The sequence below is a fragment of the Rhizobium sp. rho-13.1 genome (genome assembly GCF_007000305.1).
GTDB lineage: Bacteria > Pseudomonadota > Alphaproteobacteria > Rhizobiales > Rhizobiaceae > Rhizobium > Rhizobium rhododendri.
Genome location: NZ_SCFL01000002.1, coordinates 787,150 through 813,327 on the forward strand (window position 1 = coordinate 787,150; position 26,178 = coordinate 813,327).

Here is a 26,178-nt window from a genome sequence, read left to right on the forward strand (position 1 = left end):
TCAAGCGGCGGGCCAGCCCGTTTCAATCTCCGGCGTCAAAACATCGCCGGTCCATTGCGATTTGAGGATGCCTCAAGCTGCGAGGTCTTGATGGTCCTGCAGGCTGTCAGAATGCGAAGCCAAAAGCTGGCGCGCGACAATATCGTGGTTGAGCCAGAGAACAGGGCCCGACGGCTCCGAGGTCTCTCCGAATATCAGTTTCCCGGTGGCTTCCACAACCAGACTACTCAGGCGGTCGCTGATCAGCGCCTTCCCATCGCGGTGCATCTGGGTGATCTCGCTCGACGCGCCGATGACAAGATCGGTCTGCTTCTGGCTGTTTGCCATAGGCCACGCCGAAAAATCATAGAAGGGGCGCATGACGTCGTTCGCCTGCATTTCAGCGATCTTGCGGAAGACATCTTCCATCGTAAAGCCGTCCGCAAGAAGCTGCCCGCAGGCTTGCCACTGGTCGTCGACCCATTGACCGCCGCCCTCCTGCATGAGCGCCAGCAGCAGCGGAATGAGCGGCAGTTCGATGCCCGTGAAGACATCCGAAGAATTCGTCCGAATTTCGGGGCAGTTGTAGACTGTCGCCTTGATCCCGGCTTCCCAGGCGCGCGTCGCGATGCCTTCAAGCCGCATCTTGGCGTAGCCCTGGGTGTAGTTGGTATAGGTCTGCCAGCGATACTCGCCATCGATGAGCACTGCGGAGCCATGGTAGCCGTAGGCCGTGTACCTGACCGTGCCGCCCGAGTTCTCGATCCTGTCGCGTATGGCGGCGCTGAACTCGATGAGATGTCCGAAAGTGTCGGCCGACACCTCGTCGAAATTCTGCAGGATGAGCTTGCCCATATCGCTGTCGAGCAGGGTCTGCGACGACATGTGGCGCGCTCCGCGCCCTTTGTAGATCCGGTTGGCCAGCACGAGGAAGACCTTGGCCTTCGGAATGCCTCCGGCCATCGTATGGGCGAAAAATACGTTCTTGCCATCGGCGATCATGCCGTCAAGCACATCCATCACCTGGGCAAGCGCATTGGTAAGCCGGGCTGTCCCCGTCGCGCGACAGCGCGCCAGATAGTCCCAGTCAAGTTTCTCGTCCTGCCAGTTCTCCAAGGTCATTTCGCCGAGGATATCGGTGGGTGTCGGACCACCGTCGGGCGCGTCCATGTCGAAGCCTGCCATCAGCGGGATATTGATGATCCGGCCGCCCAGGCGAGCTTCGGCAGCTGAGAATTCTTCGGCATCGAGCGGGCGCAGGCTTCCGCTTTCATCGCGGCGTCCAACCGTCACGCCGACGATCTCCATTCCAGCCGCGCGTGCCTCGTCAAGCAGGCCAGTTGCATAGCCGCGACCGAACAGTTCGCCGAAAAGCACGAAAACGTCGCCCTTGCCGAAGACCGTATTCTTGGCCAGGCGACTGACAGCTATTGGCTTATCCATGAGTTTCACTCTTGATCATGCGTCATAGCGCGACGCGTCTCGATGATTTCACCCCCAGATGCCCTGATAAAGCGAAAAACAAAACTCATTTAAAGTGACCAAACATTTCACAGCGTGAACTGCCGCCCGAAATTGCGCGAGAATGCAGCAGCTGAAATGTTGACCCAAGGTCGGATCGTCACCAGATACCGGTCTATCGGAGGCCTATTTGACCGATCGACAGCACGTTTGAAGGAATTCAAGATGAGCACGCCCATCACCGCGATCGAAACCTTGAGCGTTCGCGAGCGCGAGGATTTACTGGTCGGGCTCGCCATTGCCCTCGAGGGTGTTGCCAAAGAGGCACTGGTGGAAGGGAACAAGCATTTCGCTGCGGTCTCGCAGGGAATGGCCGATGCGATTCGCGTCAACGCCGATGACTGGGCCCGGGAAGATGTCGAGAATGCCGGCTTTGCAGCCCAACAGGCTTCGGAAATGCTGTCGAGGTTCCGCGTCGAGCATCCGCACCGCGTCGTGACCTACGCACTGAATTAGGCCGTCAGCGCTTTTCCGGCATGCCGGGAAGACCGCACCCGGTGTTGACTTCGACTATGGCGACGCCCATTTCGTCGGCATGCCAAGGACCGAAAAGACCGATGCCCCGGAACTGCTCAAGGAGTGGGCGCTGTCGCCAGCAGCGACGCTCGGCTCATCCGTGCGCGCCAAGGGCATTCTTCTTGAAATCCGGGCGCGGTTGCCGTTGGCGATCCGGAAATCGCTGGATATCGATGGTTCGATCCTGAGACTGGTACTGCCGGAAACCTCGAAGACCGTTTTTCGCTCAGTGTCGGCTGTCGTCACCGAGGCACTTGTGGACATCGAAAGCCTTCCGGTCATCCCCCGCGAGATCCAGGATATCCTGACGATGACGACGACGGAGAGGCACCGGTGGCTGAAGGACGGGCGACTGCAGAGTGCCGGGATTCGCACCGTCAGACTGCGCGGGCGGGCGAAACAGATCACGTTCCACGTCTTCGATCCAAGGTTTGTCGAGGATCTGCTCAACCGCAGCGTGGTGGACGAGTGGCGCGAAGACGATGTCATCGCCGCCGCCGAGAAAAGGCAGCAGGCGTCCTGGAAGAGAAAGCTCACCCGTTCGCTGAAGACCGAAAAGACTTCGTCTGATCCCACAGGTGGCGGTGACGATGACCGTTCGCCGCTGAGCGGCTGGGAAGAGTTTGGGCGCGATGGCCTTCTGCGTTAGGTGGCTTCACTGAAATCCCGCGATCGCTCGATACTTCGAGACGCTTCAGTTCGTCGAAGCTATCCTGCTGCTGCCGGCAAATCTCATCCGATATGCCAGCGACCAATTCCACCGACTTGTCATGACGGACATCGGCGGCAATTCTATACAAGCCAAAAAGGGGAGAGAGAAAGAATGGAACTGGGTCTCAAAGGGAAGAATGCTGTCATCACCGGAGGCAGTGTCGGAATTGGCCTGACGATTGCGGAAGGACTTGCCGCGGAGGGCGCCAACGTCATTCTGGCTGCAAGAGGAAAGGAAAGAGTTGAGGCAGAGGCCGCCCGTATCGCTTCCAAATACGGGGTGTCTGCGACAGGCATTGCCGCCGACGTTGCGACTGCCGAGGGAACGAACAGCGTCATCCGCGCCGCTGCTGAAGCCGGGGGAGCGGATATCCTCATCAACAATGCAGGCACCGGCTCAAACGAGACTGTCATGGAGGCCGATGACGAAAAGTGGCAATTCTACTTCGACCTGCATGTCATGGCTGCCGTCCGGCTTGCCAGAGGTCTTGCGCCTCAAATGCGGGAAAAGGGCGGCGGTGTGATTTTGCACAATGCGTCCATATGCGCCGTGCAGCCGCTTTGGTACGAGCCCATCTACAATGTCACCAAGGCGGCATTGATGATGTTTTCGAAGACACTTTCCACCGAGCTGATCCCGCAGAACATCCGGGTAAACTGCGTGAATCCCGGCCTCGTCCTGACGCCGGATTGGATCAAGACCGCCAAGCAGCTCACTGCCGAAAAAGGTGGCGACTGGCAGGGCTACCTCGACTCCGTGGCCAACGAACATGCTCCCATCAAAAGGTTCGCCACTCCACAGGAAGCCGCCGACTTTTTCGTTTTCCTGTGCTCGGAACGGGCGAGCTATTCGGTCGGCTCGACATATTTCGTCGATGGCGGAATGCTGAAGTCTATGTGAGTTTCGGCCTATCTCGGCCGCACGATCAGCCTATGTGCGGCCGGGCAGTGTCGGTGCTCGGGGCCACCCCAAAGTCTCGGGCGTGCGGGAGCATCCGACCGATCATTGATCGTGGCGCACCTGTCCGTGGCAACCTGCAAACCCATCAGAAAGATTGCCACGAAGGCTTCTCCTGCGGCCGGGAATCATATTCGTCACGCGACTTTCGAAACTGATCCGAGTTCTCGACGACCCATGTCCAAAGGGGAATCATGCGGATCAGTAGCGCCATCCCAAGTTCGGTAAGCTCGTATTCCACGCGCGGCGGCATCTCCACGAGATCATAGCGCGCGACCAGCCCATCTCTCTCGAGTTGGCGAAGGGTGCGTGTCAGCATCCTCTGGGTAACACCATGCATTCTTCGTCCGATATCCGCATGGCGCAGTCTGCCATAGACACCCAGGGTGTGGATGACGCCCAGCGACCACCGGTTTCCTGCATGGGTGAGGACCTCGCGCCTCACCCCGTCCTCATCCTCGCGAAGACCGTCGCAGACGGTTTGGGAGTAGCTGAGGATTTCGTCTATGGTCATCTTCCTGCCCTCCGGTATCACGCGTGTACCTTCTTACGACCCTCCCGGAAATATGCCAGTTACCCGTTCACACGAACGATGAGACTGGCAAGGATTTCCAAGATGAACTCTTCTCGAACAGCATACTCACAGTCGATATTGGTTATTGGTGCGGGAGAACTCGGCATGCCGGTTCTGCGCAATCTGGCGCGTAAAGCCAGGCATCATGCGGACACGACGATCAGCGTTCTCTTGCGGGCCGCAACTGTTGAATCGACGGACACGGTAAAACAGCGTGATGTCTCCGAAATTCGCGAACTGGGGATCGAGATTGTCACCGGCGACATTCTTGCCGCTTCCGTCAGCGAATTGGCGGCAATCTTCGCTCGCTTCGATACCGTGATCGGCTGCGCAGGTTTCTCTGCGGGTCGAAACACGCCAATGAAGCTTGCGAAAGCTGCGCTGGACGCCAATCTCAAGCGATATTTCCCATGGCAGTTTGGCGTCGATTTCGACGTGATCGGTCGCGGCAGTCCTCAGGACCTGTTCGACGCCCAGATCGATGTGCGTGACCTCCTGCGTGCCCAGGACAAGACCGACTGGGTGGTGATCTCGACCGGGATGTTCACCAGCTTCCTGTTCGAACCGGTCTTCGGGGTCGTTGATCTCAAAAAGAATGTGGTCAATGCGCTTGGCAGCCTGGATACCGAGGTCACTCTGACAACTCCCGACGATATCGGTGCCTTGACCGCGGAAGTGGTCTTTGCTCAGCCGACGATCCGCAATGAAATTGTCTATCTTGCCGGCGACACCCTGACCTATGGTGCGGTTGCCGACACGCTCCAGAAGGTGCTTGGGCGCCCGTTTGCAAAGGCAGAATGGACAGTTCCGGATCTCCTATCTGAACTCGCGCGGGACCCCGACAATCACATCCGGAAATACCGGGCGGTCTTTGCCGAAGGCAAGGGCGTGGCATGGCCGAAGCGCAACAGCTTTAATGAGCGAAATGGCATCGATGTCATGACAGCCGAGGAGTGGATCAGCGAAAATCTTCGCTCCTGACGGCGATGCGGCTCGGCTGGGCGCAAGTTGCATGTGAGCGCTCAAGCTGAAGCTCACGCATACGCCGATTATCCAGCCGGAGCTTCTTCCTTCTCGGAATGGCGCTCGGACAGAAAGTCGCCCAGCCCTTTCAGACCATCGATGTGCTCGCAGAAGGTATTCACGGCCACGAGCAACGGCACGGCGACAAGCATTCCGACGGCCGACCACAGCCATGCCCAGAAGGACACGGCGATGAAGACGACCACGGTGTTCAGCCGGAGACTTCGTCCGATGAAGTACGGCGTGATCAACTGGCCCTCGATGCTCGTCAATCCGAGATAAAGGACGCCGACAGCAAGCGACCAGCCTGGCACATCAAACGACACCAGCGCGACACTCATGGCGACAAGAATACCCGCGAAGGCACCGAGATAGGGGACGTAGTTGAGAAGAAACGCGAGCACCCCGAAAATGATAGGGCTCGGCATGCCGACAGCCCAGAGCAGGAGGGCAACGGCAACGCCAAGTCCGCCATTGATGATGGTGATCGTCAACAGATAGCGCGAGAGCTTGCGCTCGATATCGTGGGCGATGCGCATCGCCCGCTTCTTGTCCTTGAACGTTGGCATGACATGGACGAGCTTCTCGTAGAACATATCGCCTGACGCCAGTAGGAACAGAAGCAGGATCAGCGTGAAGATGAACTGCGCCATCGCTGCGGGAGCAAAGAGAGCAGCGTTTGCGATCATGCTGCTGTCGCGAACTTCCACCTGCTGAACGTCGGCCGAGTGACTACGGGTCAATTCTCCGAGGCGGGTTGCGGCATCCATGATCCCTGAAAAGGTACTGGAGAGACCACTGAGCTTGCTTTGCACATCCTTCTGGATCTGCGGCGCGCGCTCCATCCATCCGCTGACGGGAATGGCCAGAGCGCCTATCAGGGCGAGAAACCCGAAAAACAGAACGGCGACGATCACCAGCGACGTCAGTGTAGAAGACACGCCACGCCGGTCAAAGAATCGTCTGATCGGCCCAAAGACCATGGCGAGCAGGAACGCCAGTACGATGGGCACCAGGAATTCCTTTGCGCTGCTCAATGTAAACACCGAGCCGTAAAGGAAGAGACCAATAATTGCCCATCTGGGGGCGGCGCGAACGGCGGAGACTTTCGAGCCATCCCCGCGGTCCTCTGGCAACATGTTCACGTCTGACAAATCATTTCCCCGATGTCGGCGGACTACAACGTAGCCGACGATAGTGAAGTGGCGCTGCCGTCACAAAAGGCAATCGAACCCTGTTTCTTGGAGCGGCGGACTTGTCTGAAGAGCCCTCGAACCTGAGAGGCACAGCAGTCCGTCGCGGCGACAGATTGAACGCCCGATACGGTGTAAGTCGCTCTCTGCGATCCCCGGATACCCAGATCGGACGGCGATCCAATCACGAGCAGCGCCATGGCGTGGTCTGCAACGGCGTGGGTCTCGTTGGCAGAAAGCGCATCACACTTTCCGTGGCGCCCATGTGAGCATGGCAAACCTCAATGCGTCCTATCGGTTCCGCGTCTGTCCGGTATCGCTCAAAAGGGGCCGTAAAGCACTTGCCCTCCGGCCAATTGGGAACGCCTGAGCCAAAAGCACGTTAGCCAGAGCAAATGGAGGACTACAAATGAACAAGATAATTCTGACCGCAGCGCTTCTCATGGTTTCTACCTCGGCTTTCGCTCAATCGGCTGCCGAAAGCACAGGCGTCAATTCGCTGATGGGCAATGCTCCGAAGACGGAAGACTTTGTCACCGAGGCCGCCACCAGTGACATGTTCGAGATCGCGGCGAGCAAGCTGGCTGTTGAAAAGGCCGATCCGGCCACGAAGGCCTTCGCCGAGCAGATGATTGCCGACCACACCAAGACATCGGCCGAGATGAAGGCGATGGTCGATTCCGGCAAGGTAAAGGTTGCAATCCCGACCGCCATGACGTCTTCGCAGCAGGGCATGATCGACAAGCTCAACGGTCTAAAAGGCGACGACTTCAACAAGCAGTACCATTCCGACCAGGTCTCGGCCCACAAGGACGCCGTCGACCTCTTCAAGCGCTACGGCGACGGCGGCGACAATGCCGACCTGAAGACGTGGGCCACGAAGACACGCCCCGCATTGGAGCATCATCTCATGATGGCGCAGGACCTGAACAAGTAAGCTACGGACAGGGCGGCGGATACTCCGTCGCCCGTTCACTGTTGCGATGTAAAGTTTGCGGACGGTGCCCCAATGCCCCTACCGACAAGAGCGGCGAGCCTAGACAGCAGACTATCAGAGGTCTGAGCGGGCCCCTTCCGGTTGAAATGTCATCAAGGCAAACGAGCCGAGCGGCATGCCCAACGATTTCCGCTTATGGGCATGGGTCGCCTCCCTTCCAAGCCATAAACATAGCCAGCAACGTTTGTTTGCGCCAAGAAAGCTCTCTGCATTGCCGCAGGCACTCCGGTGCATCTCATCTCCATAACCGCAGCTCACTCAGCCGTCGCTGCGGACCCGTCTTCCGTCGGCATCGAACAAGCGCGCATCCGATGGATCGAACGTCACTGTAATCGACTGCCCGACCTTGGGCGCTGGGCCCCGACCGCCTTGGACGACCAGCGACACGCCCGGCTGAACCTGCCCGTAGAGATAAGTCGCACCACCCAGGAATTCCGTAAAGTCGACGGTGAGACTGAGGCCAGGCTCGGCGTCGCGGGTTAACCGTAGATGCTCTGGTCTTATGCCGAACTGCAGTTCACCGTTTGCGGGTAGGCTAGCAGGCACCGCGAACGGCAGGCGCTGGCCGCCGATCAGGAGCGAGCCGGCCTCGCAGCTCGCCGGCAGGATGTTCATCTTGGGGCTGCCGATAAAGCCGGCCACGAACAGGTTGTCGGGATCGTTGTAGAGGTCGAACGGGGAACCGATTTGTTCGATACGGCCAGCTCTGAGAACGACGATCTTGTCTGCCAGCGTCATGGCTTCGGTCTGGTCGTGTGTGACGTAGATCATCGTGTTGCCGAGTTGCTTGTGCAGCCGTGCGATCTCGATGCGCATGCCCACCCGCAATTCGGCATCGAGGTTGGAGAGCGGTTCGTCGAACAGAAAGACCTTGCGATCGCGCACGATGGCTCGACCGATAGCAACGCGTTGGCGCTGACCGCCGGAGAGCTGGCCAGGACGGCGATCGAGCAAGGGAGACAAATGCAGAATTTCGGCCGCCGCCTGCACCATGTCGGCGACTTCCTTCTTCGGCCGATGCGCCATGCGCAAGCCAAAGCCCATGTTCTGGGCGACGGTCATGTGCGGATAGAGCGCATAGGACTGGAATACCATGGCAATGCCGCGATCCGAGGGATCGGCATCCGTGACGTCGCGTCCGCCGATGAGGATTTCGCCCCGGCTTGTCTCCTCCAGTCCGGCAATCAGCCGCAGAAGCGTCGACTTTCCACAGCCGGACGGCCCCACGAACACGACGAATTCGCCGGCCGCAATGGAAAGGTCGATGTCGTGGATGACGTCGACCGCGCCGAAGCTCTTGGAGACGCCCCTCAGATCGACGCCGCTGGTCTGGGCTGAAAGGTGAGATGCCACTCTCATGTCCACCGCATTCATCGACCACCCTCCGTCCGGATCCAGACCAGCATCTCTCCCGCTGCGCGATTGTCCCACAGATGATATGGAACCGCCCGGATTTCCGCCTCCTCCCGGCGAGGCAGCCTTTCCGTGTAGAGGCTTTCGCCAGCGGCCACTTCGCGCAGACCGGTCGTTACAAGTGCCGGGATGCTACCAAGTGTGTTCACGGGCTCGCAGCGAAAGCGACTTTGCGGTTGAAGGACGAGGGAGTTCAGGTCATCGCCATTGTCGACGCCCTCAAGGCAATAGACCAGCGGCCCCCGCTGGAGCGCCACCCGTCCCTGGTCGACCCCCGCCTTCGGGTGCGCGTGTAGTTGCTGTACCGGCATCTCTAGATCGAGTTCCACAACATCTCCCGACTTCCAGAGGCGGGACAGCCTCGCATACCCCTTCTGCTCGACGGCAGCTCGGTCGACCGGCGCGCCGTTGACACGGATCGTCACGCCCGGTGACCAGGCCGGCAGGCGCAGGGAAAGAGTGAATTCGGCCGGCTGCTGCGGCTCCAGCGTCAGCCGGATGGCGCCATCCAGGGGATAGATGGTTTCCTGGCCGATACGAACAGCCGTTCCTGCCGTCTCCAGATCCGCAATGCCCTCGCAGTAAAGATGCACGGCGATTTCGTTTTCCGACTCGCCGTACATGTATGTGCCGACCGACGCTACCAGCCGGGCGATGTTCGGCGGGCAGCAGGGGCAGCGATGCCAGGTCCACCTATGATGCTTGCCACGGCTTTCCAGCGGATTGTCATAGAAGAACCGGGTGCCGTCGATGGAGAGACCGACCAGAGCACCGTTGTAGAGCGCCCGCTCCATGACGTCAGCATAGGCGCGATCGGGACCCAGCCCCAGCATGCGGCTGGCCCAGAAGACCAGCGCCACGGCAGCACATGTCTCGGCATAGGCCGTTTCGTTTGGAAGGTCGTAGTCGAAGGTCAGTCCCTCGTTGTGGGCAGAGGGCCCGAAACCACCTGTGACGTAAAGGTTCTTCTCGGTAAGGTGCGCCCAGATCGCCTCGAGCGCAGGTTTCAGACTGTCGTCGCCAAACTCGGTCGATACATCGGCCATCCCGGAGTAGAGGTAGGCGGCGCGCACGGCATGGCCAACCACATGGCGCTGCTCGCGCACCGGCACATGGCTCTGCGAGTACTCGTAGGTCGCAAAGTGATAATCGGCCGGATCCCGGCCCCGCGCGCGGGCTTCCCGGTCGTAATAGTGCTGGCCATCAGGCCGTTGGCCACGCTCGTTGACGAAGAAGCGGGCAAGCTCGAGATAGCGTTGCTCGCCGGTGGCGCGCCCAAGCTTGACAAGCGCAAGCTCGATTTCGGGATGTCCGCAATAGCCCGGCTTCTGGTCTTCTCCGGGCCCGAAGACGGTCGCTATATGATCGGCGTAGCGCGCCATGATATCCAGCAATTTGCGCTTGCCGGTGACGTGATAGTAGGCCACGGCACCTTCCATCAGGTGGCCGGCATCATAGAGCTCGTGGCAATCGCGCAGGTTGGTCCAGCGCTTGCCGGGTTCGATCCGCTGGTACCAGGAATTCAGGTAGCCATTCTCGTCCTGCAGTCGTCCATAGGCATCGACGATCTCGTCGATCCGGGCCTCGAGCGCGGCATCCGGCTTGTGCAGCAGCCCATAGGCGGCCGCCTCGATGCTCTTGCCGAAGTCGGAGTCCCAGAACATCTGGGTGCTGACAGTATCATTGCCCTGCTGGTAGGGAATGCGCAGCCCGGGGTTTGGCCTGTCCGGATCGACCTGGTCCAGCATGCCCGCTTCGATGCAGCGGTCGAGCAGGGTGTGCGCGGTGGCGGTTGCGATGGTTTCGATGCGGGGACCGAAGAAGCCGCCGACGCGCACCTGATGGACGGCCGGTGGGCGGAATTTTGCATTCTGGCGGATCGTGTCGGCGGCGGAAGAAGGCATGCTCATGATGTAGGTCCTCTGTTGGATTGGTGTGCGCCTATTTCACCGCGCCGGCCGTGAGGCCGCGGATGTAATAGCGCTGGAGAGCAAGAAAGAGCAGCAGGCAGGGGATCATCATCACGGTAACGCCCGCCTGCACGGCGCCCCAGTCGACTGAGCCATAATGGCCGGAGCGCACGGCCGTAACGAGCACCGGAAGCGTGTAGCGGTCCTGATCGGTCAACAGCACCAATGCTGCCAGGAATTCGTTCCAGGCGTTCAGGAAGGCGAAAAGGCCGACCGAAACGACACCCGGAAACACCAGCGGCCCCATGACATAGACCAGCGCCCGCAGTCCCTTCACGCCATCGATGCGCGCCGCCTCCTCGATCTCCTTGGGCACTGCGTCGAAGGCATTGCGCATCATGAAGACCGAGAAAGGCAGCTGCAGCGTGACATAGATGAGGACGAGGCCGCTCAGCGTATTCTGCAGCCCGAGCTTGGCGAGGATCAGGAACAGCGGTGTCAATATGGATTGAAACGGCACCATGATCGTCGACAGAATGAGAACGAAGGCCACCGCCTTGAACGGAAAGCGGAAGCGCGAAAATCCGTAACCGGCAAAGACCGAGACCACGACGGTGAGCAACGCCGTGGCGACGGCGACGAAAAGGCTGTTGCCGGCGTAATGCAGGATGCCGGCGCCGAAATCCTCCAGTCTCCCGTAGTTGCCAAAGCCAAGTCCCTGGATCGAAAGCAGCCCATTTCCCGCCATGGCGGGCGGTCGGAACGATGCCAGCAGGACAAGCGCAATCGGCGCCAGAAACAACAGTGCAACGAGCAGGCAGGTGGTGTGAAACAGCACTCCGTAAAGCCAGGCATTGCCGCGTCTGCGTGCCGGCGCAAGCTTTGCTGCGTGAAGCGTTGCGGTCATCGTCATCGCGCGGCCTCCCTGTCACCCAGCAGTCGCAGCTGGATCACGCTCAGCACCACCAAAATGGCAAGCAGCACCATCGACAGCGCCGCACCATAACCGAGACGGAAGGACACGAAGGACTGGCTGAAAATCCAGTAAACTGCGGTGATCGTCTTGTTCTGCGGTCCGCCGGCGAGAATGATGTAGAATTGGTCGAAGGCGAGCATGGAGCCGGAAACGCACAAAATGAGCGCAAGGGCAAAAGGACGGCGCACCAGCGGCAGCGTAATGAAGCGGAACCGCTGAAGCGCGTTCGCGCCGTCGATCCGGGCGGCCTCCGTGAAGTCGGCCGGAATGGAGTGCAGTCCGCTCATCAGGATGACCATGTAGAAGCCCGCCATCTTCCAGATCACCATGGCGGTGACCGACCAAAAGGCGGGTGCAAAGGTGGCGAGAAGGTTCACGCGGCCATCCGTGAGACCCAGCGCCTCGGCCAAAGGGGAAAACAGTCCGCTGTCGACATTCGACAACCAGCTCCACAATAGGCTCGCCGAGGCGAAACCGATCACCACCGGCAGAAAAAACGCGGTACGATAGAAGCCGGCGAACGGTCGTGACTTTTCCACCAGGAGGGCTAGCGCAAAACCGACCAGCAAAAGGCCGATCGTGGCTGCGATGGTGTAGCGGATGGTGAAGGCGAGCGCGTTCCAGAAGTTGATGTCGTTCCAGAGCGCCTTGTAGTTGGCAAAGCCGACCCAGCGCGGCACGCCGATCAGCGGCCAGTTGTGCAGCGACATCCAGGCGGTCATGCCAAGAGGCACGAGAAAGAAGACGAGGACCAGCGCCAGCGCCGGAGCCACGTAGAGAAGTCCCATCCAGTCACGACGCGGCTTGCGCCGGGGACGCAGAGAGGCATTGGGCGCGCCGCTTGGCGTCGCCAGAGTATTGACTGACATCGGTCTGGTCCTTCGCTGATATCCATGCAGCGGAGCCTCACGGCTCCGCCTTTCAGGATCGAGCCTTCAGGGCGCGGTGTCGACGATCGACTGCATGGCGCTCTGCGCGGCCTGGATCGCCGGTTCGATCGCATCCGGTCCACCGAAGAAGGCCGTGTTCAGCATGGTGATCCATGGGCCGTTGGCGGAGTTGATCAGATCGTTAAACACAGTGGAATAGGGCGTCCGGCCCTTGGCCATCGCGTCGGCAGCAATCAGATAGCGTGAATCGAGGCCTGCCAGCGCTTCCTTGGCGATATCGCTACGGATCGGCAGCGAACCGTTGCGGGCAAGCAGCTTCTGGCCGTCGAGCGAATAGGAGAACTCGAGGAACGCCTTCACCGCCTCCATTTTCTTGGTCCCCTTGGAGACGACAAAATTGTCGCCGCCGGCAAAGGAGGAGGAGCCGCCTTCCTTGCCCGGAAGGGGAGCGACGCCGTATTCGAGATCTGGACTTTGCGAATTGAGCGCGCCGATGGCGAAGGAACCGGACGGCGTGATGCCGATCTTGCCAGTGGCGAAGGCAGAGAAGAAATTCGCCCCCGTGTCCGTTTGTGCGCCTGCCGGAATGAGCTTGTCTCTTGCCATGCCCTGATAGAAGGCGATCGCATCCCGCATCTGAGGCGTATCCAGCGTAACCTTGCGGCCATCGGCGGAGAAGATGTCGCCGCCCGACGCCCATATGAGCGGCGTGAAGGTGAAGATATTGCAGCCGCCGCAGTTGCCGGAGAAGTAGAAGCCTTTGATATCTCCCCCGAGGGCATTGACCTTTTCCGCATCGCTACGGATTTCCGCCCACGTCGCTGGCCCCTTGTCGGGATCGAGACCAGCCTGCCTGAACAACTTCTTGTTCCAGATGAGCACCGAGCCATCAGCGGAGAACGGCACGCCATAGATGCGGTCGTTGTAGGTCCCGACTGAAATGTGCGCCTTCGACAGAGCGTTGAAATAGGGCAGGGACTTTGCAAAATCGGTCAAATCCTCCAATTGACCGGCCGCGGCAAAGGCGGGCGTGTAGATCAGGTCGAGCGATAGGGCATCAGGTGCCGTCCCGCCGGCCGCTGCCACGGCGTATTTTTGCACGAGTTCATTGACCGGTACGATCTGCAGATCCGCGTGATGCTCCTTCTGGCTGTTGTTGAATGCATCGACGAGCTTCGGCATGAAGGTCGAGCTGTCGGACCGCGTCCAGAGCGTGAAAGTATCCGCGCTGGCGGATAGCGGCAGAGCGAGCGATGCTGCGACAAGGCCGCTGAACCCCAATATCCATTTCTTCATTTCATTCCCCTCCCAGTTTTGCACCCGGCTTCGGGTGCGGTTAAATCCTATTCAGTCGACGGCTCCTCCGAACCGCACGATTGACGCACCTTCAAGCGGCACGGAAGACGGCGCTGCCCGGCCTCCACCGGCTTGCCGTCAATGAGATCAAGTAGCGTGACGCCAGCCTGGCGCCCCAACTCCTTGAGGGCCATATCGACTGTCGTCAGCGGCGGACGCGTGGCCGTTGCAAAAATCTCCCAGTTGTCGAAGCCGACGACGGCGATGTCCTCCGGCACCCTGAGACCCGCAAGCGTCAAGGCGTCGATCAGCCCGCGGGCGATCTGGTCGTTGCCGCAAAACACCGCATCGGGCCGATCAGACACTGGCTTTGCAACGAGCAGCTGTCCGCTTTCGTAGCCAAAGCGTTCGGACCATTCGCCGGACAGCGCCGCGCCAAAGCAGGGGAGCGCCGCTTCGGAGAGCGCGCGCAGCCAGCCCTTTTCCCGCAGGCCGACGGCGCCGAAGCTGCGCGGACCCGTCACATGCGCAATGCGCGTGCGACCGAGGCTGACGAGATGGGCGACGGCCGCATGCGCGCCTCCCTCGTCGTCGGGGACAAAACCGATGGCGCCTGGAGGACAGGCCGCATTGACGTAGACGACAGGCATGTGAACGGCAGGAAGATCGACCGGCAGCACACGGTCGATACGCTTTCCGGAAACCACCAGCCCGTCGACGCGCTTGTCCTCCATCGCTTCCAGATTGAGCCGCACGCGCTCCGGATCGTCGTCAATGGCACACAGAAAGACCGACACTCCACGATCTGCCATCGCGGACGACAGGCCGGCGGCAATTGGGAGGGTAAAGCGACCGTATGTGTCATTGGTGAGAAGGCCAAGGGTGAATGAGCGCTGGTGAACGAGCGCGCGCGCCATGGCGTTCGGGCGAAAACCCATCTTCTGCGCGATATCCTGTATGCGTTTCCGGGTCTCGACCGTCATACGGCCGCGCTCGTTTAGGGCCTTGGATGCAGTGGAAACCGATACGTTCGCAGCAAGCGCAACGTCTTTAATCGTGATGCGCGCGGCGACCTCTGTCCTGTCGCCTGACAACACTGCCACGCCTTTGCTATTTTCGTTCAATACCACCGGACATCAACATATCTGGAATGAAAAACCGTTTGCTCACCATAGGAAAACCGTTTTCTCATCTTTGGTCAAGCGCTTTTTCTCGTTCGTCATGACGTATGGGATTAAAACCTTCGAGCAATCTTGGCGTTGCCAGACGCGCCTATGCCGGAGCAATGGTTGCACAAGAAACGCACCGCAAACGAATTGCCGCTTTTCGGAAAGATACGAGGCGACATCTGTGGAGATTTCATCCAACTCGTGTAGCCATGCCCTCGGATGCATTGGGTTGCGGCTATGTCAAACGAAGCGTCTTGAGCGCGGTTATCCTTCGGATCGAAATAGCTGGCCTGCTCGTATGATCCAGTCTGTCTGCGGACATGCGTTGCCAACGACCACCCTTGGGGCCGCACGGGGTGGGACGTAGGCCATACGTCCATCGCTGATACGATCGTCCATGCTGTTGAACTTAGCTTCCGGGACCAGGCCGCTGTTGGGGTGCGCGGGCATTCGCTATTTCCCTGACACCGGAGTGAAGTGGCGTTGCAAGCGCCGACGGGCATCGGCCGAGGACGGTTTGAGCAATGGCAATGACGCGGAGACGTTTCATGGGTGAAGGTGACAAGGCAACGGCTGCCTTAGTAATCGGCGGGGGTGCTGCCCGGGCAGGCTCGCGACCGGTCGACGTCATCATCGTCGGAGCCGGATCTGCGGGATCCGTGCTTGCGACACGGCTCAGTGCCGATCCCCATCGTCACGTGCTGTTGCTGGAGGCCGGCCCCAGCTTTGCACCGACGGGCTACCCGAAAAGCCTGACCGACGCCGGCACTGTCGGTACGCCCGATTTCGACTGGCACTACCACAGCGACGACAAGGAAAGGCTCGGCCATGACATTCCGCTGCCACGCGGCCGGGTCGTCGGCGGCAGCTCGGCAGTCAACGGTACTGTCGCCATGCGGGCACGACCGTCAGATTTTGCGCGCTGGGCAGCGCGCGGAATTAAGGGATGGTCCTGGAATGAAGTGTCTGCCGCGTTCGAGGCGCTGGAGAACACCCCGACCGGCGACAGCGCCGTTCACGGTCGATCCGGCCCTTTCCCGATCAGGCAGCGCACCCTTAGCGAACTGACGCCGTCGTCGAGAGCCTTCGTCCAGGCCGCCCGCCACCTTGGCCTTGCCGACGTGCAGGATTTCAACGGCGACGCTGCGGACGGGGCAGGGGCATACCCGCTGAACGTCGTCGACGAGATGCGGATGAACACCGGCATCGTCTATCTGACCGCCGAGGTCCGTGCCCGTTCGAACCTTGCGATCCGCAGCGGGTCCGAAGTGGACAACATTGTCTTTAGCGGCCATCGCGCCACGGGCGTTCGGCTGGTCTCCGGAGAAGTCCTCACAGCAGGCGAAATCATCCTTTCGGGCGGGGCATTCGGCAGTCCGGCCATTCTCCTTCGCTCCGGCATCGGTCCGGCCAGCGATCTGCGTGCTCTGGAAATCCCGGTGCTGGCGGGTCTGCCGGTCGGCGCACGTCTCCAGGACCATCCGTTCTTCTACAATGTCTACGCGCTGAAGGCGTCGGAAAAAGCCATGAGACCTGCGGCCGGCGCGCTTGTCTGGACGGGCTCATCTTTGTCGGTCGGCGGCGAACTCGATCTTCAGGTGTCCGCCACGCACTTCATCGACCCGAAGGCCAGCCCCACCGGTGGAGCGATCGTTCTCGCCGCCGCCGTAACCCTGCCGCGGTCCATTGGCTCCTTCCATCTGACGTCGCGCGATCCGCGCATCGCGCCGCGCATTCACTACAATTTCTTCGACGACCCCAGCGATCTCGACAGGATGGTGGAGGCGGTCAGACTCTCCCGGGAGATCGGCAGAACGGCGCCGTTCGCAGGCATGGTTGACCACGAGATGGCACCGGGGGCTGGCATCCAGAGCGACGCGGACCTGCGCGCCAACATCGTCGCCAATATCGCAGCCTACCAGCATCCGACTTCGACGGTCCCGATGGGGCCGGACACCGACGACACCGCCGTCGTCGATGCCTTTGGGGGCGTGCGCGGTTTCCAGGGCCTTCGTGTCGTCGATGCCTCCATCCTGCCGGACATTCCATCGGTTCCAACCAACGTCACCACCATCATGGTCGCCGAGCGGATCGCCGCCCGCATCCTCGCCTAGCTCGAATTTCCCTCCGATTAGAGCCTCTCAGAAGGACGCTTCCCATGTCGCAGACAACATCCAGGAACTGGCTGATCACCGGCGTATCGTCGGGTCTCGGCCGCACCCTTGCGCAAGCCGCGCTGGCTCAGGGCGATCATGTGGTCGGCACGGTTCGCAATGCCGCCAACAAGGCCGAGTTCGAGGCTGTCGCACCGGGCCGCTCGTCTGCCGTCGTCCTCGATGTTACCGATGTTGCTTCCGTGGAGGCCGGGCTCGCTGAGGCGGCCACCCTGTTCGGTGGCCGGATCGACGTCCTTGTCAACAATGCCGGATGGGGGATGCTGGGCGCGGTCGAGGAGACCAGCGAGACCGAGGCGAAGGCGGTGTTCGACACCAACTTCTTCGGCCAGCTCAATGTCTTGCGGGCGGCACTGCCGATCATGCGGGCTGCAGGAACCGGTCACATCGTCGCCGCATCCGCCGTCGGCGGGTTTACGGGCTTTGCCGGGCTTGGGGTGTACTCTGCGGCAAAGGCTGCGGTCGACATCATGAACGAGGCTCTGGCGCAAGAGGTCGCGCCGTTCGGGATCAAGGTGACAATCCTGACACTGGGCATTTTCCGCACCAACTTCGCCTCGTCATCGCTGAAGCATGTCGGCCAGACGATTGCCGCCTATGAGGACAACCCCGTCGGCAAGTTCCGTGGATTCATGGACCAGATCTCCGGCAAGCAGCCGAACGATCCCCAGCGTGGTGCCGAGGCAATTCTCAAGCTCGTCGCCTCCGAAAAGCCGCCTCTGCATCTTGCGCTTGGAGACGACGCGGTCGCCGTCATGGAACGCAAGATGGCGTCGATGAAGAGCGATATCGATGCCTGGCGCGAAGTCAGTGCATCGGTCGTGTTCCCGAAATGACCAAACAGAACGTCCCGCCGCTGATCTCGTATTTTCACCCAGGAGCATTCCCATGACATCCCTAGCAGGCAAGGTTGCGCTGATCACCGGTGCATCGCGTGGCATCGGCCGGGCGATTGGCGAGCGGCTCGGACGCGAGGGCGCTACGGTGGCGATCAACTATCGCAGCCGTCCCGAGGAAGCGGCGGACGCGGTTCGGGCGGTCGAGGAGGCCGGCGGCGTGGCGCGCGCCTTCCAGGCCGATGTTGCCAACATGGCGGACATCGGCCGGCTGTTTTCGGAAGTCGATGCTGCCTTTGGCGGCCTCGACATCGTCGTCGCCAATGCAGGACTACCGTTCATCGGCGTGGCAGTCGTTGACGTCAGGGAGGAGGATTTCGATCGGATCTTCGGACTGAACGCCAAGGGTTCGTTCTTTGTGCTTCAGGAAGCGGCCAAGCGCGTATGCAACGGCGGACGGATCATCGATATTTCGACATCGACAACCGCGTTCACGGCACAGGGGATGGGGCTGCACGCCGCTTCGAAGGCCGGATCGAAGCTGATCGTGGAGGTCCTTGCGATTGAACTCGGCCATCGTGCGATCACGGTCAACTCGGTCATGCCCGGCGCGACCAACACCGAGTTCATCAAGGATGCGCCGCAGGAAGAGCGGGACCGCATCGCTGCCGGCTCACCGCTTGGACGCCTTGGCGAGCCCGACGAAATCGCCGATGTCGTCGCCTTCCTCGCCTCCGATCAGGCGCGATGGCTGACGGGGCAACACATCCTGGCGAATGGCGGAGCGAGGGTATGACCAAGAGCTATGTCGCCGTCTACACCGCGACCATTAGCGCAAGTCCGGAGCGGATCTGGGCTGTCGTCCGCGATTTCGCAACAGTTGCATCGTGGAACCCCATTGCCCGCGAGAGCCGTCTGGTGGGCGAGCGGGAACGGGAGCTGATCACCTCCGACGGGACGCTTGTCCGCGAGCGGATGATCAAATGTGACGACGACGCACGTCATCTCACCTACCAGATGGTGACATTCCCTATTCCCGTCACCGAGCAGACGAACCAGATCCTTGTCGTTGCAGGCAAATCTGACGACGAGACGAACATCCGGTTCGAGGCGTCGTTCATTCCGGCCGACGGGGCGGATTCGAACGTGATACAGGGCATCAATCTTTCGGCGTTTGCGTCGGCATCTGAAGGTCTTGCCCGTCATTTGGGGGTTGCCCTGGTGAGGGCGTCTCTCTAATGCTGGTTGTGGCCTCTCTATAGAATGAGGCCCTCGAACACGGGTCTTGGCGGGATGTCCGTCAACCTGCTGAAGGACTGCCTAGTGCTTGACCTGAATGACGTCCGCTACTTCGTTCAGGTCGTCGACAGCGGAGGGCTGACGGCTGCAAGCCGCAGCACGGGTATTCCGAAGTCGACCCTGAGCCATCGGCTCCAGCAGCTCGAGGCAGGCCTGGGTGTGCGCCTGGTCAACCGGACGTCACGGGCGCAGACACTGACCGAGGCGGGCTCCTTGTTCTATCGCCACGCTCTTGTCATGCTCCAGAGTGCAGAAATGGCGGAAAATTCGGTTCGCCAAAGGCTGGATGAGCCGACGGGGGTCGTCAAATTTACGACGGCGATCGCAACCTCCATGTATGTCCTGCGCCATATCATACCGCAGTTTGCGATCGATCATCCCAAGATCAACCTCGTCCAGCACACGGGCGACGAGCAGACCGACATCATCGGCGGCGCCTTCGACCTGGCGATCCGGGCCCACGAGGGACAAATGACCGACTCGGCCCTGGTGCAGCGTACATTGTCTCCGGCACCCTGGTTCATCTTCGCGGCTCCCTGCTATCTCCAGCATCGCGGTGAGCCAACCACGCCGGACGATCTTTTGGAGCATGACCTTCTGGCGATGTATCGTCCCGGGCAGGCGACCGTCTGGAAGCTCAGCCATCCCTTGATGGGCGATCGCTCGCTTGCGGTCCAACCCCGGATGGCGGGCAATGACCTGATGATGCTGAAACAAGCGGCGGCGGACGGGATCGGCATCACGGCGCTTCCGGGTTACATTTGTCGGGAGGAATTGCTCGAGGGAAAGCTGCAAAGGGTGATGCCGGAATGGCTGGCGGGCAAGGCGGTCATCACGGCGGTATTGCCTTTCCGGGATTATGTGCTGCCATCGGTGCGTGCGTTTCTCGACTACCTCATCATCGAGCTGCCCAAAGTGGTCAACCCTGATCCTGGCTCACCATAGTTCGCCATTTGTCAGCAATCTCAGTCGGAGCCTTCATGTCCCAGTCCAAGTCGCTGCACTTCGTGACCCTTCTCGGAAGCCTGCGTCATGGCTCCTACAATGCCGCCATCGCGCGGGCCCTGCCGTCCTTGTCTCCCGACGGTGTGACGATCGCAGCGCTTGGTTCGATCGGTTCGTTTCCGCTCTATGACGAGGATTTGGAGAAGACGGGGTTCCCGGCCGATGTGATGGCCATGGGCGACACGATCCGTCTGGCCGATGGCGTCATCATCGTCACGCCGGAGTACAACTACTCCGTCCCCGGCGCTCTCAAGAACGCTCTGGACTGGCTTTCGCGTCTCCCGAACCAGCCGTTTGCGGGCAAGCCAGTGGCGATCCAGACGGCGTCACGCGGCATGCTGGGCGGCGTCCGCGCCCAGTACCATCTCCGACAAATCCTTGTGTATCTGGATGCAGCCGTACTCAACAAGCCGGAGGTGATGATCGGGCATGTCCCCGGCAACGTCGATGGAGAGCCGCCCGAGCTCACCGATGAAGAGACGCGCCAGCACCTGTCAAAGCAGATTGCCGCATTCGCGCACTTCTCTGAAGGTACAAAGACCAGCATTTAATCACCTTAATGATACTTTAAGATGTCTGTCTTGCCGCGGTCATCGGAACGAGGGCTTTGATCGTTCATTTCCTCGGACATACCGTCTTGGATAGGCAGGCTAATCATTCCGTCAGATTTCTTTAACTGAGAGCGACCGATCAAATTGAGAGATCGGGCCATAAGCTTTGAAATGGATGATCAGGCACATGACCCAACGGTGCATTCTAAAGCCCGTCGATCCCTACAGCGGCAAGATCTACAGCACTGGCTGGAAGCAGCCGGGTCGCGGAACCCGGTCTGTTCTGGAGAAGGCCTGCGGCAAAGTGCTTGCGGCGGATTTCTCTATGGCGCGCTCATCAGTCCAGGGGGTCTGAGCCTCGACGTCTTTCTCAAGGGGCACCGATGCCTGTTGCGAAACGCGCGGCTCGTCGAGTTCTTGGAGAATAACCAAGCTCCAGCGGAATAAACAGCGGCCTTTCAAAACCGAACCCGGGGCCGGAATTGCCCCATAATCACCGAGGATATGAATATGAAACCGACATACGTGCATCGCGAAAAACCCGATGCCTACCTGTTCCTTGGCGTCGTCATGCGCGTGCTCCTCACAAGCGAGGACACGGGTGGACAGTTTACAATGATCGAGGGGACGATGCCGCCCAAGGGCGACGGCGGGCTCCACGTTCATCGCGACGACGACGAGAGCATGACACTCCTGGAAGGCGCGCTGGACGTGACGGTCGGGGAGGTCGGCTTCCGGCTGGAAGCGGGCCAGTCGTATTTCGCCCCGCGCGGCGTGCCGCACAGGTTGCGAAATACGGGTACGGTTCCCGCCCGAGGTCTCCTCGTGACGACGCCGGGTGGCTTCGATTCCTTTGTCGCACGAGCGGGCATTCCGGTTCACAACGGAGTGGTGCCGATATTGCCGCCACCTTCGCCTGAAGGGATGGGAGCGCTTCTCGAATTGGCGGCCCAGTACGGGATTACAGTTCTGGAACCGCCGGCGGGCCTTCCTTCCTGAAGTCGCTCCGAGAGCTTGCCGGGCATTCGTGCCTGGCAAGCTTTCGGGTTTTGACAGGCACCTCACCAATCCACCCGGCATGGGTTTTGATGTCCGCTTTTGAGCTCACGCTCTGAAGCACATGGTCGGCGCGCCCGTCCCCCGACCTCAATACGCCGAAAACCGCGATCTCATTGCCGCTTCCTCCTGGACGATGCGGATGATCAGCGGGATGGCGTAAAACGGCAGGCCGGCAGCCAGGGTGAGGGGAGCGTTCATGAGCAGAGCGAAGCCGATCAACTCCGGCAGGATATTAAGGAAGTAATTCGGATGTCGCACCCACCGGAACAGCGCATGGGTGACCAAAACGTGCTCACGGGCAATCAGGAGCTTCACCGTCCAGAGGGAGCCGAGCAGCCGGACCACGACCACCAGCGCTACGACCCCGATCGTATACAGAATGACGCCAATCCAGAAGGCGGCGTCAATGGGGTGCGCCTGGAAGGCACCTTCGGTCATGGCGCTGATATAGAAGGCGATGTGCGCGAGCGCCAGGATAGCCGTATTGCGCGCACCGATCTCCACGGCACCCTCTCGCTTCAACGCCGCCTCGTGGCGAAGCGATACGACGAGCATGGCGACACGGAAGGCAACCGCAACCATGCAGAAAATGATGAGACCCAGGGGCATATGAAATCCTTTCAATTGAGCGTCTTGCCGATGAACGCAACACCGGCGAAACCGGTGGTCGCTGCCCGAAGGCCTGCCTCAAGCCGTCTGCATGAGAAGGCACGGTCGCCCGGCAATGATACGCAGTGTGAGCCGAATGTTGGTGGGGGGCAGGATGACGTTATAAACCTTCAAGCCCACGGCTGCGTATTGCCGCGGCTTGATCGCGCGCCGGGTCGTCAATGTGTCGGGTGACGGGACACCTGTCGTTCAAGTGGACAGGCGCGGTTTGACCTCGCGACCGAGCAGTTCGATCGACCGCAGCATCGCCGGCTGGTCGCTCGCTGCAGAACTCATCTGGAACGTCAGGCGGTCGATGCCACCCAGTTCCTCGGATGTCTGCCGGATCTTGGTCGCCACCGCATCGGGATCACCGACGAGGAACGATCCACCGGGACGAACCAGGTTGTCGAACTGGGCGCGGGTCGACGGTGGCCAGCCCCGCTCGAGGCCGATCTTGGTGAACATCGCCTGCCATCCGGGGAAGAACCGATCCTCCGCCTCGCGCTGGGATTCTCCCACGAAGCCAAGGGCATGAATACCGACGCGCAGTGTTTCGGCGGTGTGCCCGGCGCGCGCTCCGGCCTCCCGGTAAAGGTCGACCAGCGGTCGAAACCGCCTGAACTCGCCGCCGATGATTGCAACCATCAGCGGAAGGCCCAGCAGGCCGGCTCGAACGAAGGATTGCGGCGTGCCACCCACTCCAAGCCATATCGGCATCTTTTTCTGCGCAGGTCGTGGGTAGACACCCTGGCCGTCAAGCGGAGCACGGAAACGGCCGGACCACGTCACATTCGTCTCGTCGCGCAGGGCAAGCAGCAGCTCCAGCTTTTCTTCCGACAGTGCGTCGTAATCCCTGAGGTCAAGACCGAACAGCGGATAGGCCTCGATCGAGGATCCCCGGCCCACGACGATTTCTGCCCGTCCCCGGGAAATCAGGTCCAGTGTCGCAAACTCCTGGAAGACGCGGACAGGGTCGGCGGCGCCGAGCACCGTCACCGCGCTCGTCAGGCGGATGGATTTCGTCCGGGCAGCGGCTGCGGCAAGGATCACGGCAGGTGCACTGTCGAGATAGTCGCCGCGGTGGTGCTCGCCAATGCCGAACACGTCCAGTCCTGCCGTATCGGCCATCACGATCTCGTCGAGCAGGAACCCCATACGGTCCATATCGCCGACGCCAGGGACGGTCGCGGCAAAACTGTCAATTCCGATTTCCAAGATGTAGTCCCTTCATGCGCAACGTCGATGGATTGGAGAAGCGATCTTAGGCGATGACATCCGCCATCGGAAGGGCGACCGCCGGGATGCACCGTCCAACACATCGGACACGGGCTATTTCCCCGGAAGCGTTCATGCATGTCGCGTCAAGGGGATCCGACCTCGAACATGCAGCATGCCGTTTAGGTATTGTCGATTATCGCGCGCGGGCCGCGACTTCCTCCCACGCTCTGCGGGCAAGGTCGCCGCGTGCGAAAACCGCCTCCCGGAAAGCAGCCTTGAACAATGCCCAGCGTGATTTAGGAATCCAATTTGCCGAAAGGGTCTAGTACACCGACTGCAAAAATAATGACTGTCGGAACTTCTGTCGGACCCAGCATCTAAGGGCCAAAACACTTAGAAAAATTCGGGAAAAAGCATTTAAAATCAAACTGGTCGGAGTGGAGTGATTCGAACACTCGACCCCCACGTCCCGAACGTGGTGCGCTACCAGACTGCGCTACACTCCGTGACCAGTGGCGCTTACTTAAACCAGCCGTTTTGGTTAGACAAGGCCGAATCTTCGGGGCGCTGTTTTTTGGATGGTCAGGCCGATTTGGCGGTTGGCGACAGGCACGACAGAGCTTTGTCAAAGGGGCAGGGTGGGCGCGATATGGGCCCACCCCGGCAGGTGGCTACTTCTTTGCAAATCCCGGCAGGGTGACCTGGAAGACCTGGAACATCGTGTCGACATCGGCGCCGCCTTCGCCCTTGTAGGCGGCTCCGACCTGGTAGCCGTCCTGTGTCAGGAAGTCGTTGTCGTTGGCAACAAACAGGAAATAATCGTCCGGGAGTTTCGGGTCGAGGACGCTTGCCAGCGACATCGCTTCCCATTTTTCGGACAGGTTGTTGCGGTCGTTCGGTGCGCCGTTGTGGAGGCCGAAGCGGGCAAGCTGCGCCTCGTCGTTGAGGTCGATGAACGGCGTGCGCTTGGCCGGCGTAACGGAGGGATCGAGGACGCCTTTCGGTGCCACCGGCTTGTCGGCGTCGAAGGCGGTGCCGGCAATATCGGTGGCGGCGGAGACATCCACGAGATCGATGGCGCGGTGCAGCGACTTGTCGCCCTTGACGCCATAGCCGTTGTTGCTGTCGCGGGCGAGCATCAGGAATGTGGTCGGCGACAGCGCGACGATCTCGCTCTGGGCGGCCACCATAGTCTTGCCCTTGGCATCGGTGAAGACGGGCAGCGGCACGACATATTCGTGCACCAGTTTCAGATGGTCGACATCGCTCGCGTCATAGAAGAGGGCGCGCGTGTTCTGGCGCGTGCTGCTGCTGTCGCCGCCATCCTGGCGCGTGGCTGATTGCAGCAAGGCGATGACAGTCTTGCCATCCGGCGTCATCGCCATGCCTTCGAGGCCCTGGTTGTTCTGCCGTCCGGTCTGCGGATCCTTGGGTTCCGGTGCCTTTTCGCCCGGGCCGGGATTGTTCGAGGCGAAATTCGGCTTGCCGTCACGCATCGGGATCAGCGCTGCCGGCGGCTGCGTTGCCGAGACGAGCCGGCCGTCTGCCGAGAAATGATAGATGTTCGGGCCGTATTCGTCGCTGATCAGCATCGAGCCGTCGGCAAGGCGGACGATTGCCTCGTTGTCGAGGGAGATCTTGCCGTTGGACGCCTGCGGCAGCATCGGCAACGTCGCGCTCGCCGGCCGCACGCCGGCTGACGGATCAAGTCCGGTCATGTCGGCGCCCTTGTCGTCCTTCAGAAGCATGGTGCTGGCGAGCGTGGCCGCCACGCCGGATTGCTCCTTGCCCGAGGAAGGTGCGGCACCCGGCGCCGTCGGCGTCATCTGGATGTCGATGGTATTGAGGCGGGGCCGGTAGTCCGTCGTGCCGCTGACATTGTATCCCCGGTCCGGCAGCAGCCAGAGCTTGCCCTTGTAGCCCTCGGCGGTGCGCGTCCAGGTGCCGGGATCTATCGCCATGCCCGAGCCGGAGCCGAATGTCTCGCCAAACGAATCCCGCTGGCTGGCGGGAATGCGGCCGATGCCGACGAGACCCTTGTTGACGAGGGTCTGGCTGGCGGCCGGCGCGGTATCGTCGGCACGGCCCGGGGCTACCGCAAAGCCCGTCAGGAGGACTGTCGAAAGCAGGATCGTCTTCAATATCGAGGTCTTCATCGCAATATCCTCCATCAATGATCGGCACCGCATCGGCTGCGGCTTCGGAGATGGAGCTGTCTTTTTCAAGAGTTCGACAAAACCCCGTCACCGTCTGGGGGAG

General features: G+C 60.7%; 25 protein-coding genes and 1 tRNA gene. 13 read left to right on the forward strand and 13 right to left on the reverse strand.

Annotated features, from left to right (window positions below; all coding sequences use genetic code 11):
- Positions 1-72 precede the first annotated feature (72 nt).
- Positions 73-1,422, reverse strand: coding sequence for a hypothetical protein (locus EQW76_RS10250; protein WP_142824255.1), 1,350 nt, complete (start codon positions 1,420-1,422; stop codon positions 73-75).
- A gap of 243 nt (positions 1,423-1,665) precedes the next feature.
- On the opposite strand from EQW76_RS10250, the gene EQW76_RS10255 reads away from it, so the two are divergent.
- The 3 genes from EQW76_RS10255 (at position 1,666) to EQW76_RS10265 (ending at position 3,628) form a co-directional block, all read left to right on the forward strand.
- Positions 1,666-1,956: a hypothetical protein gene (locus tag EQW76_RS10255; protein ID WP_142824256.1), complete on the forward strand. Its 291-nt coding sequence runs from the start codon at positions 1,666-1,668 to the stop codon at positions 1,954-1,956.
- Positions 1,957-2,035: 79 nt separating this feature from the next.
- Entirely contained in the window at positions 2,036-2,665 is a 630-nt protein-coding gene (locus EQW76_RS10260; RefSeq protein ID WP_142824257.1) for a hypothetical protein, read from the forward strand.
- Positions 2,666-2,839: 174 nt separating this feature from the next.
- On the forward strand, positions 2,840-3,628 hold the full coding sequence (locus EQW76_RS10265; protein ID WP_142824258.1) for an SDR family oxidoreductase: 789 nt from the start codon (positions 2,840-2,842) through the stop codon (positions 3,626-3,628).
- 145 nt (positions 3,629-3,773) lie between these two features.
- On the opposite strand, the gene EQW76_RS10270 is transcribed toward EQW76_RS10265, so the two are convergent.
- Positions 3,774-4,130 (reverse strand): helix-turn-helix domain-containing protein, encoded by a 357-nt coding sequence (locus tag EQW76_RS10270; protein ID WP_224153333.1) that lies wholly within the window; start codon positions 4,128-4,130, stop codon positions 3,774-3,776.
- On the opposite strand from EQW76_RS10270, the gene EQW76_RS10275 reads away from it, so the two are divergent.
- A complete protein-coding gene (locus EQW76_RS10275; RefSeq protein WP_244615277.1) occupies positions 4,044-5,240 on the forward strand; it encodes an aromatic alcohol reductase in 1,197 nt (398 codons plus the stop codon). The genes EQW76_RS10270 and EQW76_RS10275 overlap by 87 nt on opposite strands.
- Before the next feature lie 68 nt (positions 5,241-5,308).
- Here EQW76_RS10275 and EQW76_RS10280 read toward each other — a convergent pair whose 3' ends face one another.
- Positions 5,309-6,421 (reverse strand): AI-2E family transporter, encoded by a 1,113-nt coding sequence (locus EQW76_RS10280; protein WP_142824475.1) that lies wholly within the window; start codon positions 6,419-6,421, stop codon positions 5,309-5,311.
- Between the two features lie 463 nt (positions 6,422-6,884).
- Between EQW76_RS10280 and EQW76_RS10285 the strand changes: the two genes are divergently transcribed.
- Complete coding sequence (locus EQW76_RS10285) at positions 6,885-7,412, forward strand: DUF4142 domain-containing protein (protein ID WP_142824261.1); 528 nt, start codon at positions 6,885-6,887, stop codon at positions 7,410-7,412.
- A gap of 318 nt (positions 7,413-7,730) precedes the next feature.
- Here the strand turns inward: EQW76_RS10285 and EQW76_RS10290 are convergent, their stop codons facing one another.
- From EQW76_RS10290 to EQW76_RS10320, 6 genes are all read right to left on the reverse strand, one after another.
- Positions 7,731-8,825 carry an ABC transporter ATP-binding protein gene (locus EQW76_RS10290; protein WP_279309156.1) on the reverse strand — a complete coding sequence of 365 codons (1,095 nt, stop codon included), beginning with the start codon at positions 8,823-8,825 and terminating at the stop codon, positions 7,731-7,733.
- Positions 8,826-8,842: 17 nt separating this feature from the next.
- Positions 8,843-10,795: a beta-L-arabinofuranosidase domain-containing protein gene (locus EQW76_RS10300; RefSeq protein ID WP_161990938.1), complete on the reverse strand. Its 1,953-nt coding sequence runs from the start codon at positions 10,793-10,795 to the stop codon at positions 8,843-8,845.
- Between the two features lie 31 nt (positions 10,796-10,826).
- Complete coding sequence (locus EQW76_RS10305) at positions 10,827-11,702, reverse strand: carbohydrate ABC transporter permease (RefSeq protein WP_142824477.1); 876 nt, start codon at positions 11,700-11,702, stop codon at positions 10,827-10,829.
- A gap of 2 nt (positions 11,703-11,704) precedes the next feature.
- Positions 11,705-12,640: a sugar ABC transporter permease gene (locus EQW76_RS10310; protein ID WP_142824263.1), complete on the reverse strand. Its 936-nt coding sequence runs from the start codon at positions 12,638-12,640 to the stop codon at positions 11,705-11,707.
- 66 nt (positions 12,641-12,706) lie between these two features.
- The gene (locus EQW76_RS10315) at positions 12,707-13,957 is read right to left on the reverse strand and encodes a sugar ABC transporter substrate-binding protein (RefSeq protein WP_142824264.1); all 1,251 of its coding nucleotides are present in this window, start codon (positions 13,955-13,957) and stop codon (positions 12,707-12,709) included.
- A 47-nt stretch (positions 13,958-14,004) separates the two neighbouring features.
- Positions 14,005-15,060 carry a LacI family DNA-binding transcriptional regulator gene (locus EQW76_RS10320; RefSeq protein ID WP_142824265.1) on the reverse strand — a complete coding sequence of 352 codons (1,056 nt, stop codon included), beginning with the start codon at positions 15,058-15,060 and terminating at the stop codon, positions 14,005-14,007.
- A gap of 614 nt (positions 15,061-15,674) precedes the next feature.
- Between EQW76_RS10320 and EQW76_RS10325 the strand changes: the two genes are divergently transcribed.
- From EQW76_RS10325 to EQW76_RS10355, 8 genes are all read left to right on the forward strand, one after another.
- On the forward strand, positions 15,675-17,240 hold the full coding sequence (locus tag EQW76_RS10325; protein WP_202617132.1) for a GMC family oxidoreductase N-terminal domain-containing protein: 1,566 nt from the start codon (positions 15,675-15,677) through the stop codon (positions 17,238-17,240).
- A 44-nt stretch (positions 17,241-17,284) separates the two neighbouring features.
- A complete protein-coding gene (locus EQW76_RS10330) occupies positions 17,285-18,136 on the forward strand; it encodes an oxidoreductase (protein WP_142824267.1) in 852 nt (283 codons plus the stop codon).
- Positions 18,137-18,188: 52 nt separating this feature from the next.
- Positions 18,189-18,932 carry an SDR family oxidoreductase gene (locus EQW76_RS10335; RefSeq protein ID WP_142824268.1) on the forward strand — a complete coding sequence of 248 codons (744 nt, stop codon included), beginning with the start codon at positions 18,189-18,191 and terminating at the stop codon, positions 18,930-18,932.
- Positions 18,929-19,375: an SRPBCC family protein gene (locus tag EQW76_RS10340; RefSeq protein WP_161990937.1), complete on the forward strand. Its 447-nt coding sequence runs from the start codon at positions 18,929-18,931 to the stop codon at positions 19,373-19,375. Before EQW76_RS10335 ends, EQW76_RS10340 begins: the two co-directional genes overlap by 4 nt.
- Positions 19,376-19,429: 54 nt before the next feature.
- Positions 19,430-20,380: a LysR substrate-binding domain-containing protein gene (locus EQW76_RS10345; protein WP_224128068.1), complete on the forward strand. Its 951-nt coding sequence runs from the start codon at positions 19,430-19,432 to the stop codon at positions 20,378-20,380.
- A 35-nt stretch (positions 20,381-20,415) separates the two neighbouring features.
- On the forward strand, positions 20,416-20,991 hold the full coding sequence (locus EQW76_RS10350) for an NADPH-dependent FMN reductase (RefSeq protein WP_142824271.1): 576 nt from the start codon (positions 20,416-20,418) through the stop codon (positions 20,989-20,991).
- Between the two features lie 187 nt (positions 20,992-21,178).
- Positions 21,179-21,346 carry a hypothetical protein gene (locus tag EQW76_RS29010; RefSeq protein ID WP_153816479.1) on the forward strand — a complete coding sequence of 56 codons (168 nt, stop codon included), beginning with the start codon at positions 21,179-21,181 and terminating at the stop codon, positions 21,344-21,346.
- A gap of 155 nt (positions 21,347-21,501) precedes the next feature.
- Complete coding sequence (locus EQW76_RS10355; protein ID WP_202617133.1) at positions 21,502-21,990, forward strand: cupin domain-containing protein; 489 nt, start codon at positions 21,502-21,504, stop codon at positions 21,988-21,990.
- 147 nt (positions 21,991-22,137) lie between these two features.
- Here EQW76_RS10355 and EQW76_RS10360 read toward each other — a convergent pair whose 3' ends face one another.
- The 4 genes from EQW76_RS10360 to EQW76_RS10375 all read right to left on the reverse strand — a co-directional run bounded on the left by EQW76_RS10360 (position 22,138) and on the right by EQW76_RS10375 (position 26,075).
- Positions 22,138-22,659, reverse strand: coding sequence for an isoprenylcysteine carboxylmethyltransferase family protein (locus EQW76_RS10360; protein ID WP_142824273.1), 522 nt, complete (start codon positions 22,657-22,659; stop codon positions 22,138-22,140).
- A 249-nt stretch (positions 22,660-22,908) separates the two neighbouring features.
- Positions 22,909-23,916 carry an Atu2307/SP_0267 family LLM class monooxygenase gene (locus EQW76_RS10365; RefSeq protein ID WP_142824274.1) on the reverse strand — a complete coding sequence of 336 codons (1,008 nt, stop codon included), beginning with the start codon at positions 23,914-23,916 and terminating at the stop codon, positions 22,909-22,911.
- A gap of 432 nt (positions 23,917-24,348) precedes the next feature.
- A tRNA-Pro gene (locus EQW76_RS10370) sits at positions 24,349-24,425 on the reverse strand.
- A 165-nt stretch (positions 24,426-24,590) separates the two neighbouring features.
- Entirely contained in the window at positions 24,591-26,075 is a 1,485-nt protein-coding gene (locus EQW76_RS10375; protein ID WP_142824275.1) for an esterase-like activity of phytase family protein, read from the reverse strand.
- Between the last annotated feature and the right edge of the window lie 103 nt (positions 26,076-26,178).

Bases quoted from the DNA above. Each gene is read 5' to 3' on its own strand.
- EQW76_RS10250 (WP_142824255.1), bottom strand. From the start codon at position 1,422: ATGGATAAGCCAATAGCTGTCAGTCGCCTGGCCAAGAATACGGTCTTC.
- EQW76_RS10255 (WP_142824256.1), top strand. From the start codon at position 1,666: ATGAGCACGCCCATCACCGCGATCGAAACCTTGAGCGTTCGCGAGCGC.
- EQW76_RS10260 (WP_142824257.1), top strand. From the start codon at position 2,036: ATGCCAAGGACCGAAAAGACCGATGCCCCGGAACTGCTCAAGGAGTGG.
- EQW76_RS10265 (WP_142824258.1), top strand. From the start codon at position 2,840: ATGGAACTGGGTCTCAAAGGGAAGAATGCTGTCATCACCGGAGGCAGT.
- EQW76_RS10275 (WP_244615277.1), top strand. From the start codon at position 4,044: ATGGCGCAGTCTGCCATAGACACCCAGGGTGTGGATGACGCCCAGCGA.
- EQW76_RS10280 (WP_142824475.1), bottom strand. From the start codon at position 6,421: ATGTTGCCAGAGGACCGCGGGGATGGCTCGAAAGTCTCCGCCGTTCGC.
- EQW76_RS10285 (WP_142824261.1), top strand. From the start codon at position 6,885: ATGAACAAGATAATTCTGACCGCAGCGCTTCTCATGGTTTCTACCTCG.
- EQW76_RS10300 (WP_161990938.1), bottom strand. From the start codon at position 10,795: ATGAGCATGCCTTCTTCCGCCGCCGACACGATCCGCCAGAATGCAAAA.
- EQW76_RS10305 (WP_142824477.1), bottom strand. From the start codon at position 11,702: ATGACCGCAACGCTTCACGCAGCAAAGCTTGCGCCGGCACGCAGACGC.
- EQW76_RS10310 (WP_142824263.1), bottom strand. From the start codon at position 12,640: ATGTCAGTCAATACTCTGGCGACGCCAAGCGGCGCGCCCAATGCCTCT.
- EQW76_RS10315 (WP_142824264.1), bottom strand. From the start codon at position 13,957: ATGAAGAAATGGATATTGGGGTTCAGCGGCCTTGTCGCAGCATCGCTC.
- EQW76_RS10325 (WP_202617132.1), top strand. From the start codon at position 15,675: ATGGGTGAAGGTGACAAGGCAACGGCTGCCTTAGTAATCGGCGGGGGT.
- EQW76_RS10330 (WP_142824267.1), top strand. From the start codon at position 17,285: ATGTCGCAGACAACATCCAGGAACTGGCTGATCACCGGCGTATCGTCG.
- EQW76_RS10335 (WP_142824268.1), top strand. From the start codon at position 18,189: ATGACATCCCTAGCAGGCAAGGTTGCGCTGATCACCGGTGCATCGCGT.
- EQW76_RS10340 (WP_161990937.1), top strand. From the start codon at position 18,929: ATGACCAAGAGCTATGTCGCCGTCTACACCGCGACCATTAGCGCAAGT.
- EQW76_RS10345 (WP_224128068.1), top strand. From the start codon at position 19,430: ATGTCCGTCAACCTGCTGAAGGACTGCCTAGTGCTTGACCTGAATGAC.
- EQW76_RS10350 (WP_142824271.1), top strand. From the start codon at position 20,416: ATGTCCCAGTCCAAGTCGCTGCACTTCGTGACCCTTCTCGGAAGCCTG.
- EQW76_RS29010 (WP_153816479.1), top strand. From the start codon at position 21,179: ATGACCCAACGGTGCATTCTAAAGCCCGTCGATCCCTACAGCGGCAAG.
- EQW76_RS10355 (WP_202617133.1), top strand. From the start codon at position 21,502: ATGAAACCGACATACGTGCATCGCGAAAAACCCGATGCCTACCTGTTC.
- EQW76_RS10360 (WP_142824273.1), bottom strand. From the start codon at position 22,659: ATGCCCCTGGGTCTCATCATTTTCTGCATGGTTGCGGTTGCCTTCCGT.
- EQW76_RS10375 (WP_142824275.1), bottom strand. From the start codon at position 26,075: ATGAAGACCTCGATATTGAAGACGATCCTGCTTTCGACAGTCCTCCTG.